This is a genomic window from Variovorax sp. OK212, from assembly GCF_900112425.1.
Taxonomy (GTDB): Bacteria; Pseudomonadota; Gammaproteobacteria; order Burkholderiales; family Burkholderiaceae_C; genus Variovorax.
Window position 1 is genome coordinate 143,424 of record NZ_FOLP01000003.1, and the last position, 12,774, is coordinate 156,197.

Genomic DNA, 12,774 nt, shown 5'->3' on the forward strand with positions numbered 1-12,774 from the left:
AACCCTAGATTTTAGGCCTTTGCGGCGGAAGGTTGCACAAGTACCGCGGCAGCGGTCTTGTGCGAGGCCGTGTCGACCAGCACCAGCGAGCCCAGCGCCCGCGACTGCGTGAACGGCAGCACCGCCAGCGGCTGCTGCAGCGCGAGCACCACGTCGCCGATGGAATTGGCTTCGAGCTGCGTGGCGGGCTCCGAATCGAGCGTGGTGATGTTCACCCGGTCGACGATGCGCGCCACCTTGGCCTTGACCCAGCGGTGGCCCTGCAGCGCCCAATAAACGCGGCCCGCCACCAGCGGCTCGTCGTCCAGCCAGGCCACGGTGGCCGTGATCTCGCGCACCGGCTCGAAGGCGCCGGGCGCCAGCAGCCAGTCGCCGCGCGACACGTCGACCTCGCGGTCGAGCACGATGCCCGCGCTGTGGCCGGCATGCACCGCCTGCGGCTGGCGCGTGTGGTTCAGCACCTGGGCGACGGTGGCGGTCTGGTTGCTCGGCAGCACGGTCACGCGCTGGCCCGGCTCCACATGGCCCGAGGCCACGCGGCCCCAGAACACGCGGCGGCCCTGCGAGGTGTCGGCCGAGGCCGAGAACTTCTCGACCCACTGCACCGGGAAGGCGAAGGGCACGGCCTCGTCCTGCGCGGTGACCGGCAGTTCCTCGAGCAGCTCGAGCAGGCTCGGGCCTTCGTAGCCGACCCAGTCGGCGTGGCGCGTGGCCACGTTCCAGCCCTTGAGGGCCGAGATCGGCACGATGGCCGCCACCTGCACGCCGGCCGCTTCGGCAAAGGCGTTCAGCGCGGTCGAGATGCGTTCGAAGGCCAGGCCGGCATCGGCGATGGCGTCGAGCTTGTTCACCGCGAACACGACCGACTGCACGCGCAGCAGGTGGCACAGCAGCGTGTGGCGGCGGGTTTGCGGCAGCAGCTCGCGCTTGACCACGGTGCCGTCTTCCACTTCGGCGGCCCAGGCCAGCTTGGTCGCGTCGACCAGCACCACGGCGGCGTCGGCGGCCGAGGCGGCCGTGACCATGTTGCGCGTGTACTGCTCATGGCCCGGCGCGTCGCCGATGATGAACTTGCGCTTGGCGGTCGAGAAGTAGCGGTAGGCCACGTCGATCGTGATGCCCTGTTCGCGCTCGGCCGAGAGGCCGTCCGTCAGCAGGGCCAGGTCGGTCTCGCCGCCGCGCTGCACGCCGGCCAGCTGGTCCTGCAGCACGGTCTTGCTGTCGACCAGCAGGCGGCCGATGAGCGTGCTCTTGCCGTCGTCGACCGAGCCGCAGGTGATGAAGCGCAGGGCGGTGCCGGTGTCGCCGTGGACGGCGAGTTCGTCGGAGGTGGCTGTCGTCGTGCTCATCAGAAATACCCGTCTTTCTTGCGCTTCTCCATCGAAGCTTCGGAGGTCATGTCGTCCATGCGCGTGGCGCCGCGCTCGCTGACGTCGACCGACAGCGTCTCCAGCACCACGTCGGCGGCATCGGCCGCCAGGCTTTCCACCGGGCAGGTGGTGGTGATGTCGCCCACGGTACGGAAGCGCACGTCGCGCACTTCCACCGTCTCGCCGTCGCGCGGCGGGGTCAGCTCGGTCACCGGCACCAGCAGGCCGCGGCGCTCCACCACTTCGCGCTTGTGCGTGTAGTAGATCGAGGGCAGGCCCACTTCCTCGCGGGCGATGTACTGCCACACGTCGAGTTCGGTCCAGTTCGAAATCGGGAACACGCGAAAGTGCTCGCCCGGGGCCAGGCGCGTGTTGAACAGCGTCCACAGCTCGGGGCGCTGGTCCTTGGGCTGCCATTGGCCGAAGCTGTCGCGGTGCGAAAAGATGCGCTCCTTGGCGCGCGCCTTTTCCTCGTCGCGGCGGGCGCCGCCGATCAGCGCGTCGAAGCGGAACTCCTCGATGGCTTCCAGCAGCGTCACCGACTGGTGCGCGTTGCGCGACTCGCCCGGGTGGGCCAGGCGCACGGTGCCGCGCTTCATCGAGTCTTCCACGCTGCGCACGATCAGCTCGGCGCCGAGTTCCTTGGCGCGCTGGTCGCGGTAGGCCGTCACTTCAGGGAAGTTATGGCCCGTGTCGATCATCAGCAGCGGGTAGGGAATGCGGCCCGCGCCGAAGGCCTTTTCCGCGCACTTCAGCAGCACCAGCGAGTCCTTGCCACCCGAGAACAGCAGGGTGGGGCGCTCGAAGGCCGCGGCCACTTCACGCAGGATGAAGATGGTTTCTTCTTCCAGCGCGTCGAGGTGCGTGTTGGAGAGGTGCGCCGGCGGCAGCAGCAGTTCGGTTTCGGTACGGGCGTTCATCTGGTGAGGTGCTGAATGCGAAGAATCGGTCAGGGGATGGCTCTCTGTGCGCTCGGTGGGTTCAGTGCGAGAGATGCAGGCCGCACTCGCGGTTGTCTTCGCCTTTGGTCGGGTCCACGTAGTCGAAGTTGTTCGGCAGGCCGTGCTTCTCGCAGTATTCGTACAGGTCCTTGGACGACCAGTGCAGCAGCGGCGCGACCTTGATCAGCCCGTCGGGGTTGACGCTGACCGGGTCCATCTGCGCGCGCACCGCGGTGTCGGTGGCCCGCAGCGCGGTGAACCACACCTTGGGCGCCGTCTCGCGCAGCGCGCGGGCAAAGGGCTCCAGCTTCACTTCTTCGGTGAAGGCGGCGTGGCGCGGATCGTCGAGCGCCGGCGTCGCGCCTTCCACCGCTTCGCGATGCGCGCGCGAGCGGCGCGGCAGGTAGATGTGCAGGTCCAGGCCCAGCAGCCGGGTCACCTCGTCCGCAAAGCGGTAGGTGGCCTCGGTGTTGTAGCCGTTGTCCATCCAGACCACCGGAACGTCGGGCCTTGCGCGCGTGACCATGTGCAGGATCACGGCCTCGAAAGGGCGGAAGTTGGTCGTGATGATCGACGGCTGGCCCAGGCCGGTGGCCCAGTCCACCAAACCCTCGGCGTTGCGGCCGAGTTCGGTGTTGATGCGTGCGAAGTCGATGTCGGTGGCGATGCTCATGTCGAGGGTTCCGTGCGTGCTCAGCTGCCGGCCACGAAGTGCGGCGCGGTCTGCACCGCGTCGCCTTGGTAGAAGGTGGCGAAGCGGTCGAACTGGCGCTGCGCGTCGGAGGCGTCCACGCCTTCTTTCAGCACGGCGCTGGAGAAGCCGGTGCGCTCCATCTGCACCAGCTGGTCGATCAGCACGTCGCCGGTGGCGCGGATGTCGCCCTTGAAGCCCAGGCGGCGGCGCAGCAGGAAGGCCTGGCTGTAGGCGCGGCCGTCCGTGAACTTGGGAAAGTTCAGGTCGATGCGCTCGATGTCGGCCAGGCACACCTCGATGGCGAGCGGGTCGGCGTCGTTGGCCAGTTGCAGCACCTTCGGGTCGCCGTCGTCGATGTGGTCTTCGGCCGCCAGGATGTTCAACGTCTTGTTCATGCTGCTTCCTCCACCTTGAAACGCGCACCGTTGGCCGCGGCCTTGAACGGGTCGGCGCCCACGCGGCGCAGCGTGTCGATGAAGTTCTCGCCGTTTTCACGGGTGTCGCGGTAGGTGGTGAGCACGGCCTCGATCACGCCCGGCACTTCGGCCGCCGAGAACGAGGGGCCCACGGCCTTGCCGGCCTGCGGCGTGCCGCTGAGCGCGGAGCCGTCGGAGCCGCCGAGCGTGACCTGGTACCACTCCTTGCCGTCCTTGTCGACGCCCAGGATGCCGATGTGGCCGCTGTGGTGGTGGCCGCACGAGTTGATGCAGCCGCTGATGTGCAGGTCGATCTCGCCCAGGTCGTCGAGCTCGTCGAGGTCTTGATAACGCTCGGTGATGGCTTCGGCGATGGGAATGGAGCGCGCATTGGCCAGCGCGCAGAAGTCGCCGCCGGGGCAGGCGATCATGTCGGTCAGCAGGTGCACGTTGGCGCTCGCGAAACCGGCGGCGCGGGCGGCGAGCCACAGCGCGTGCAGGTCTTCGGCGTGCACCCAGGGCAGCACCACGTTCTGGTCGTGCGTCACGCGGGCTTCGCCGGCGGAGAAGCGGTCGGCCAACTGGGCGAGCGTGTCGAGCTGGTCGGCCGAGGCGTCGCCGGGCGCTTGCTTCAGGCGCTTGAACGACAGCGTGACGGCGCGCAGCGCGGGGTTCTTGTGCGGCGCCACGTTGCGGGCGAGCCAGCGGGCGAACTGCACGTCGTCGGCGGCGTGGGTGCGCAGCTCGGCGTCGGTCTTCTCGGCGCTCTGCAGCACGCGGGTGGCCAGCGTCGGCGGCACGAAGGAGGCGGCCACGCGGTCGAACTCTTCCTGCGTGATGGTGTGCGGCGCGCCGTCGTGCTCCAGGATCTGCTTGTACTCGGCGTCCACGTCGTCGATGTAGCGTTGGCCCTCGGCCTTCACCAGGATCTTGATGCGTGCCTTGTAGATGTTGTCGCGGCGGCCGTAGCGGTTGTACACACGAATCACCGCTTCGAGGTAATTCATGATGTGCTGCCAGGGCAGGAACTCGCGCAGCACGGTGCCGATGATGGGCGTGCGGCCCATGCCGCCGCCCACCTGCACGCGGAAACCGATCTCGCCGGCCTCGTTCTTCACGATGTGCAGGCCCACGTCATGCCAGCCGGTGGCGGCGCGGTCTTCGGTGGCGCCGGTGATGGCAATCTTGAACTTGCGCGGCAGGAACGCGAACTCGGGGTGCAGCGTGCTCCACTGCCGCATGATTTCCGCGTACGGGCGCGGATCGGCGATCTCGTCGATGGCGACGCCGGCGCGCTCGTCGCTCGTGATGTTGCGGATGCAGTTGCCGCTGGTCTGGATGCCGTGCATGTCGACCGAAGCCAGCAGGTCCATCACGTCGGCCGACTTCGACAGCGGAATCCAGTTGTACTGGACGTTCTGGCGCGTCGAGAAGTGGGCGTAGTGGGTGGGCAGCTTGTGGCTGCCGAGCTGGCCCTGGGTCTCGATGGCCTTCTTGTAGACCTCGGCTTCGGGCTCGTCGTACTCGCGGGCGATGCGGGCCAGCACGCGCAACTGGCGGCTGGAAAGCTCGCCGTACGGCACGGCCACGCGCAGCATGGGCGCGTAGCGCTGGACGTACCAGCCGTTTTGCAGCCGAAGCGGCCGGAACTCGTCCTCGTGGAGGCGGCCCTTTTGCCAGCGTTCGAGCTGGTCTCGGAATTGGGCGGCCCGTTGGTGAACGAACTGGCGATCGAATTCTGTGTATTGGTACATCGTGCGTGTGTCTTGAGGAAGTGCGGTGCCGCACGTTCAACGGGGCGCCCCAGCAAGAAGCCGAGATTCTGAAAGCGCGCCTTATGGAAACAAACTATTTTTTGGTTCGCGTCTTATGCGGATAAGCTTATTCACCAGTATCCATGCGGGTTTCGGGACGGTTGGTTGCTTATTCCGGATAAGGCGAGCGAGCCGCGAACGGGTTGTCGGACCCGGGAATTCTAGGAAGTGAAGAAAGTCCGGGCTGGCGTGCGGAAGTTGCCTAAAGTTTTCATTGGCGCTGCCGATATCCAGCCTAGGAGAGCGGCCGACCGGTCGCTTTTTTTTCAGATTCGACGCTGCTGACCGTGCGCGGGCGGCAGTTCCTTCACATCCCCTGGAGTCCCGACCATGTTCTTGAGCAATGTCTCAATCGGCAAGCGCCTTGCCATCGTGCTGGGCGCCATCCTGGCGCTTTTCCTTGCCACCAGCGTCGCCGCGGTGCTGAAGCTGCAGCAACTGAGCCAGGAGATCGACACGATGATCCAGGACAACGTGAAGACCGAGCGCGCCGGCTCCGACTGGCTGCGCCACACCACTTCCGGCGTGCAGCGCGCCGCCGCCATTGCCAAGAGCAGCGACGCCAGCCTGATCGACTACTTCGCGCCGGCCACGGCCAAGTCGATCAAGGACACCAACGAGCTGCAGAAATTCATCGAGGGCAAGCTGGTCAAGCCCGAGGAGAAGGCGCTGCTGGAGAAGGTCGGCAACCTGCGCAAGGCCTACCTGGCCTCGCGTGAAGAAGTGAGCAAGCTCAAGCTGACGGGCGACCTGGCAGGCGCCAACCGCGCCTTCGACAGCCAGTTCCAGCCCACGTCGGTGGCCTACCTGGCCGGCGTGCAGCAGGTCGTGGACACCCAGCGCGAGCAGCTCGACGCCGCCGCGGGCCGCGCCAACGACCTGCAATCGCAGACCCGCATGCTGCTGATCGTGTGCTCGGCCGTGAGCCTGGTGGCGGGTGCGCTGCTGGCCTGGCTGCTGGCGCGCAGCATCACCGCGCCGCTGCGCAGCGCCGAGAGCATGGCGCAATCGATCGCCGAAATGGACCTGACCGGCGCCCCCCAGCTCACCTACGCCAAGGACGAGACCGGCCACCTGCTGCGCGCGCTCGACCAGATGCGCGACGCCCTGAAGGGTTCGCTCTCGCAGGTGCACGGCGTGGTGATGAACGTGTCGACCGCCAGCACGCAGATCGCCTCCGGCAACCAGGACCTGTCTTCGCGCACCGAAGAGCAGGCCAGCTCGCTGGAGCAGACCGCCGCCTCCATCGAGGAACTGACTTCCACCGTCAAGCAGAACGCCGACAACGCGCGCCAGGCCAACCAGCTCGCCACCTCCGCCTCGGAAGTGGCCGTGCGCGGCGGCAGCGTGGTGTTCCAGGTGGTGGAGACCATGGGTTCCATCAATGCGTCGTCCAAGAAGATCGTGGACATCATCAGCGTGATCGACGGCATTGCGTTCCAGACCAACATCCTGGCGCTGAACGCGGCCGTGGAAGCGGCCCGTGCGGGCGACCAGGGCCGCGGCTTCGCGGTGGTGGCGTCTGAAGTGCGCAGCCTGGCGCAACGCTCGGCCGCCGCGGCCAAGGAAATCAAGACGCTCATCGGCGATTCGGTCGAGAAGGTCGAGGAGGGCAGCCGCCAGGTGGCCGACGCCGGCCGCACCATGGACGAGATCGTGGGCAGCGTGAAGCGCGTGACCGACATCATGGGCGAGATCAGCGCCGCGAGCCAGGAACAGACCTCGGGCATCGAGCAGATCAACCAGGCCATCACGCAGATGGACCAGGTCACGCAGCAGAACGCCGCGCTGGTCGAAGAGGCCTCGGCCGCCGCGCAATCGCTTCAGGAGCAGGCGGGCAGCCTGTCGGAGATCGTGAGCCAGTTCAAGCTGGAGCCAGGCGCCAGCGCAGGCGCCGGCGGCCGCTCGCCGCGTGCTCTCGCGGCGAATGCACCGCGCGGCATCGGCATGCGCGACGTCGCGTTCCAGTAAGAAGCGACGAAAGACCGACGCCGAAGGGCGTCGGCCGGTGCTGCTGCCTCAGCGCAGCATCGAAGACATCGCCGAACAGCAGTTCAGCATGCGCACCGCCGCTTCCACCGTCTCGGCGGTGAAGCGCAAGGTGACGCCGTCGAGGCGCTCGAAGGCCGGCCACTGGCAGAACAGATCGGCCAGCGAGGGCGACTGGGCGCGCAGCGTCACGGTCTGCGGGCCCGTGAAGACCAGCGGCCTGGCGTTGGCACGCTGGGCCAGCGCTTCTTCCACGCCGGCGCGGATGGCGCGGCGCGATTGCTCGGGCGACAGCGAGATGCCGCTGCCGAAGCCCGTGGCCTTCTTGGTTTCCACGAAGGTCGCGTGCGGGAACAGCGGGCGGTTCTCGGCGATGAACACGTCGTCGCCGCTGCCCATGACCACGGGCGCGCCGTACTCGCCGGCCAGTGCGCCGTAGAGCCCGGCTTCGCCCAGCTCCTGCCCGTTCAGCGAGATGCTCGCGAAAGCAAAGCTGTTGATGGTGTGCGCCAGGATGCCGCGGCCCTGGCCGCGCGAGTGGTAGCCCACCATGCACACCGCGTCCACGCCTTCTTCCACGCCGGCCACCATGCTCAGGTAGCGCGGCTTGCCTTGCACCACGCGCGCGCGCGGGTCGAGCACGTCGGGTGGCATGTTGCGAAAGCCGCCGTGCGAGTCGTTCACCAGCACCTCGGTGGCGCCCGCGTCGAAGGCGCCGGCAACGGCCGCGTTGGCTTCCTGCGTCATCAGCAGGCGCGCGCGTTCGAACTCGGGGTTGCCGGGGCGCACCTGCTCGGGGTGGTAGACGCCGGCGACGCCTTCGATGTCGGTGGAGATCAGGACTTTCATGGGCGGTGCGATCGGAAATCGGGTCAGAGGGAAGAGGGGGGCAGCAGCTCGGAGAGCGCCGCGCGGTGGTTGCCGTCGCGGCCGGTCACGGCCTCGGCGCGCCACAGCGCATGAATGATCGCCTGCTCGGTGCTGTCGGCCGCGGCCTGGAACAGGCCGTCGAGCAGGCTGTCGTGCAGCATCGCCACGGCCGGCATCGGCCGTTCGGGGCTGTCGGGCACGGTGTAGGCGGTGGAAAAGGCCAGCACGATGTCGCCGCTGCCGTGCCCGAAGACCGAGCCCGTGCGGGCCAGCCCGGCGCCCGCGCGCAGCGCCAGGCGGCGCAGCTGGCGCGCGTCCAGCGGGGCGTCGGTGGCCACCACGATGATGATCGAGCCCTTCTCGGTCTTGTCGGCGTCTTCCGTTGGCGGCAGGCTGCGCGCGGCCTGCAGCGCGGCCAGCCGCTCGCCCACCGCGTGGCCGGCCAGCAGCAGCTGTGGCTGGCGCCCGTAGTTCGCGAGCACCAGCGTGCCCACGGTGTGGCAACCGCCTTTGCCACCTTGGCCAGCTTGACAGCTGCTGCGTGCGGACACACGCCTCGATGCGCTGCCGATCCCGCCCTTCAGCTGGAAGCTCGACATGCCGCGCCCCGCGCCGACCGAGCCCTGCGCAAAATCGGCGCCGGCGCCTTGCAGCGCCTGCAGGTAGTCGGCCTCGCTCACGGCCAGCCGCTGGATGTCGTTCAGGTAGCCGTCGTTGCACTCGAACACCAGCGGGTTCACCGTGGGCAGCGCGCGGCCGGTCTCGGGGTTGTTCGCCACGCAATGGCGGATCTGCGCGGTGGCCACCGTGCCGACCGAGAAGGTGTTGGTCAGCGCGATCGGCGTTTCCAGCACGCCGAGCTCTTCGAGCTGCACCAGCCCCACGCTCTTGCCGAAGCCGTTGAGCACCACGGCCGCGGCGGGCACCTTGTCGCGGAACGGGTCGAGCGCGTGCGGGCGGATCACCGTCACGCCCGTCTGCACGCCGCCGTCGTTCAGCGTGCGGTGGCCGACGGTGACGCCGGCCACGTCGGTGATGGCGTTGCGCTCGCCCTGGAGCAGGTTGCCGATGAAGGGAAGGGTGGCTTGCTGCTGGCTGGAAGACATGGGGACGGAGCTTGGGAGCTTACTGGCGGTCGATCTTAGGATCGAGCGCGTCGCGCAGTGCGTCGCCCAGCAGGTTGAAGGCGAGCACGGTGAAGAAGATGGCCAGGCTGGGGAACAGCGCCACGTGCGGCGAGGTCACCATGTCGGCGCGCGCTTCGCTGAGCATCGCGCCCCATTCGGGCGTGGGCGCCTGCGCCCCCATGCCCAGGAACGACAGGCTGGCCGCCGTGATGATCGAGGTGCCCACGCGCATCGAGAAATACACCACGATCGACGAGATGGTGCCCGGCAGGATGTGCCGCACGATGATGGTCCAGTCGGACGCGCCGATGCTGCGCTCAGCCTCGATGTAGGTCTGCTGCTTGAGCACCAGCGTGTTGCCGCGCACCAGGCGCGCGAAGGCCGGCACGCTGAACACCGACACCGCCACCACCACGTTGGTCATGCTGCTGCCCAGGATGGCCACCACGCCCAGCGCCAGCAGGATGCCGGGGAAGGCGAACAGCACGTCCGACACCCGCATCACGATGCGGTCCCACCAGCCTTCGTAGTAGCCCGCCAGCAGGCCGAAGGCCGTGCCGATGAAGCCGCCCACCAGCACCGACAGGAAGCCGGCCATCAGCGAAATGCGCGCACCCGACAGGATGCGGCTGAAGATGTCGCGGCCCAGCGGGTCCACGCCCATCCAGTGGGTGGCCGACGGACCGCTGTTGAGCATGTCGTAGTCGAAGAAGTTCTCGGGGTCGAAGGGCACGATCCACGGCGAGAACACCGCGATGAACACCAGCAGCGCCACGAACGCCGCGGCCACGAGGCCCACGGGCTGTTTCTTGAAGCGGCGCCAGCACTCGCCCCAGGGCGTGCGGATCTTGCCCGCGCTCTGCAGGGTGGCGACCGGGGAGGTCGGAAGAATGATTTCGGCAGGCGCGCCGGAAGCTTGCGTCATGTCGGCTGCCTCACTTGTATCGGATGGTCGGGTTGATGTAGCCGTACAGCACATCGACCACCAGGTTGATCAGGATGAACTCGAGCGAGAACAGCAGCACCAGCGTCTGGATGACGGGGTAGTCGCGCATCTGCACCGCGTCCACCAGCAGGCGGCCAAGGCCGGGCCAGTTGAACACCGCCTCCACCAGGATCGAGCCGCCCAGCAGGAAGCCGAACTGCAGGCCCATCATGGTGACCACCGGAATCAGCGCGTTGCGCAGCGTGTGCTTGAACACCACGCGCGACTCGTGCACGCCCTTGGCGCGCGCGGTGCGCACGAAGTCTTCCTGGATCACCTCGACGAACGAGGCGCGCGTGAAGCGCGCCATCACGGCCGCCACGGCCGCGCCCAGCGTGATCGAGGGCAGGATGTAGTGCTTCCAGGTGCTGGCGCCCACCGTGGGCAGCCAGCCGAGCTGGACCGAGAAGATCTGCATCAGCAGCATGCCGAGTGCAAATGCGGGAAAGGAGATGCCCGAGACCGCGAGCGTCATGCCCAGCCGGTCCGGCCATTTGTTGCGGTACACCGCCGAGACGATGCCGATGCCCATGCCGAAGATCACCGCCCACACCATGCTGGTGATGGTCAGCATCACCGTGGGGAAGAAGCGCTCGCCGATTTCCACCGACACCGGCCGCCGCGTGCGGATCGAGGTGCCGAAGTCGCCCTGCACCATGTGGGTGAAGAAGCTCACGAACTGCTGCGGCAGCGGCTTGTCGAGCCCGAGCTCCTGGCGCACCATGGCCACGGTCTGCTCGTCGGCGTCCTGGCCCGCGGCAAGGCGCGCGGGGTCGCCGGGAAGCATGTGGACGAACAGGAACACCAGCACCGCCACGATGAGCAGCGTGGGGATCAGGCCCAACAGTCGTTTGAGGAAGTAATTCAGCATGGGAGGCGTTTGTCGCGATCGGGCGTCGGCGGCATGCCGCCGCCCGTCGGACAGTCAGTCAGGAAAACGAGGAACCGGGGATCAGTTCGACACCGCGACGGCGTCGATGTTGATGTTGCCGTCGGGCATCACGAACACACCCGACAGGCGCTTGGCGTGGGCCGACAGGTTCTGCTCGGTGACCATCGGCACGCGCGGCAGGTCCTTGCGGATCTGCTCTTGCGCGGTCTTGTACAGCGCGGCCTTCTCGCCTTCGTCGATCGTCACCAGCGCCTTGGCCAGTGCGTTGTCGACCACGTCGCTCTTGTAGAACGACATGTTGTTCAGCTTGGGTGCCCAGGCTTCCGAGGCGAACAGCGGGCGCAGGCCCCAGTCGGCTTCACCGGTCGACGACGACCAGCCCGTGTAGTACATGCGGACCTTGGCGGTCTTGGCGTCCGGCCATGCATCCACCTGCTCCGTGCGCTGGCCCACTTCGAGCGCCTGCACCTGCAGCTTGATGCCCACTTGCGCGAGCTGCTGCTGCACGAACTGGATGGTCTTCTGGCTGGTCGTGTTGTTGTAGGCGCTCCACAGCACCGACTCGAAGCCGTTGGGGTAGCCGGCTTCGGCCAGCAGTTCCTTGGCCTTCTTCACGTCGTAGGGAATGGGGGCCATCTTCTCGGCGTACTTCACGCCCTGGGGCAGCACGCCCTGCGCCGGGAAGGCATAGCCGCCGAACGCGACCTTGGCCAGCGCTTCCTTGTTGATGGCGTAGCCGATGGCTTCGCGCACCTTCGGGTTGTCATAGGGCTTCTGCAGCATGTTGAATGCCAGGAAGCGCGTGATGATCGACGGCGTGGCCACCACTTCGAGCTTGTCGCTCTTCTTCAGCAGGTCGGCCTGCTCGTAGGGAATGGGGAACGCGAAATCGGCTTCGCCGGTCTGCAGCATGGCCGCGCGCGTGTTGTTCTCCAGCACCGGCTTCCATTGCACGGTGTCGACCTTGGGGAAGCCCTTCTTCCAGTAGCCGTCGAATTTCTTGGCCTTGACGGAGTCGGTCTGCTTCCACTCGACGAATTCGAACGGGCCCGTGCCCACGGGGTGGAAGGCGATGTCCTTGTTGCCCCACTTCTTCAGCGCGGTGGGCGAGATCATGGCGGCCGAGGCGTGGGCCAGCGAGTTGATGAAGGGGCCGAAGGGCTCCTTCAGCGTGATGCGCACGGTGGTGGCGTTCACCGCCTCGACCTTGCTCACGCGGTTGAACTGGTTGTAGCGCAGCAGCTTGTTGTCCTGGTTCAGCACGCGGTCGAGCGTGAACTTCACGGCTTCCGCGTTGAAGTCGGTGCCGTCGTGGAACTTCACGCCGGTGCGCAGCTTGATGGTGTAGACCAGGCCGTCCTTGGACACGTCGTAGCTCTCGGCGAGCACGTTCTGCACCTTCAGGTCCTTGTCGAACTGGAACAGGCCTTCATAGAAGGTCTTCGTCACGGCCGTGGTGATGGTGGTGTTGGTGTTGTACGGGTCCAGCGTTTCCGGCTGGTAGCCGATCGACAGCACCACGTCTTTGGCGGCCAGTGCCGTGCCCGAAGCGGCCAACGCGGCCAGGCCCAGCAGTGCGGATGCCCATCGCAGGGAGGAAGAAGATTGCGTCATGGAAGAACTCCAGTCGGTTCGTGGAAAAAAGCAGGGGGGCCTGCCGGTTGAAAAATAGGGTC

Annotated in this window: 11 protein-coding genes; 1 reads left to right on the forward strand and 10 read right to left on the reverse strand. The window is 67.1% G+C overall.

Annotated features, from left to right (window positions below; all coding sequences use genetic code 11):
- Positions 1–11: 11 nt before the first annotated feature.
- The 5 genes from BM004_RS11125 to BM004_RS11145 form a co-directional block, all read right to left on the reverse strand.
- Entirely contained in the window at positions 12–1,349 is a 1,338-nt protein-coding gene (locus BM004_RS11125; RefSeq protein ID WP_093213246.1) for a sulfate adenylyltransferase subunit 1, read from the reverse strand.
- A complete protein-coding gene (gene cysD, locus BM004_RS11130) occupies positions 1,349–2,290 on the reverse strand; it encodes a sulfate adenylyltransferase subunit CysD (RefSeq protein ID WP_093122554.1) in 942 nt (313 codons plus the stop codon). Before cysD ends, BM004_RS11125 begins: the two co-directional genes overlap by 1 nt.
- A 61-nt stretch (positions 2,291–2,351) precedes the next feature.
- Positions 2,352–2,984 (reverse strand): phosphoadenosine phosphosulfate reductase domain-containing protein, encoded by a 633-nt coding sequence (locus BM004_RS11135; protein ID WP_093122551.1) that lies wholly within the window; start codon positions 2,982–2,984, stop codon positions 2,352–2,354.
- Positions 2,985–3,004: 20 nt separating this feature from the next.
- Positions 3,005–3,400: a DUF934 domain-containing protein gene (locus BM004_RS11140; protein WP_093122549.1), complete on the reverse strand. Its 396-nt coding sequence runs from the start codon at positions 3,398–3,400 to the stop codon at positions 3,005–3,007.
- Entirely contained in the window at positions 3,397–5,175 is a 1,779-nt protein-coding gene (locus tag BM004_RS11145; RefSeq protein ID WP_093213248.1) for a nitrite/sulfite reductase, read from the reverse strand. Before BM004_RS11145 ends, BM004_RS11140 begins: the two co-directional genes overlap by 4 nt.
- 390 nt (positions 5,176–5,565) lie before the next feature.
- Between BM004_RS11145 and BM004_RS11150 the strand changes: the two genes are divergently transcribed.
- A complete protein-coding gene (locus BM004_RS11150) occupies positions 5,566–7,206 on the forward strand; it encodes a methyl-accepting chemotaxis protein (RefSeq protein WP_093213250.1) in 1,641 nt (546 codons plus the stop codon).
- 48 nt (positions 7,207–7,254) lie between these two features.
- Here BM004_RS11150 and BM004_RS11155 read toward each other — a convergent pair whose 3' ends face one another.
- The 5 genes from BM004_RS11155 to gsiB form a co-directional block, all read right to left on the reverse strand.
- Positions 7,255–8,073 (reverse strand): M55 family metallopeptidase, encoded by an 819-nt coding sequence (locus tag BM004_RS11155; RefSeq protein WP_093122542.1) that lies wholly within the window; start codon positions 8,071–8,073, stop codon positions 7,255–7,257.
- A gap of 23 nt (positions 8,074–8,096) precedes the next feature.
- A complete protein-coding gene (locus BM004_RS11160) occupies positions 8,097–9,200 on the reverse strand; it encodes a P1 family peptidase (RefSeq protein WP_093213252.1) in 1,104 nt (367 codons plus the stop codon).
- Positions 9,201–9,219: 19 nt separating this feature from the next.
- Positions 9,220–10,146, reverse strand: coding sequence for a glutathione ABC transporter permease GsiD (gene gsiD / locus BM004_RS11165; protein WP_093213254.1), 927 nt, complete (start codon positions 10,144–10,146; stop codon positions 9,220–9,222).
- A 10-nt stretch (positions 10,147–10,156) separates the two neighbouring features.
- Complete coding sequence (gsiC, locus tag BM004_RS11170) at positions 10,157–11,077, reverse strand: glutathione ABC transporter permease GsiC (protein WP_093122534.1); 921 nt, start codon at positions 11,075–11,077, stop codon at positions 10,157–10,159.
- Positions 11,078–11,158: 81 nt separating this feature from the next.
- Positions 11,159–12,712, reverse strand: a complete 1,554-nt coding sequence (gene gsiB, locus BM004_RS11175; RefSeq protein WP_093122532.1) for a glutathione ABC transporter substrate-binding protein GsiB — start codon at positions 12,710–12,712, stop codon at positions 11,159–11,161.
- Positions 12,713–12,774: the final 62 nt, after the last annotated feature.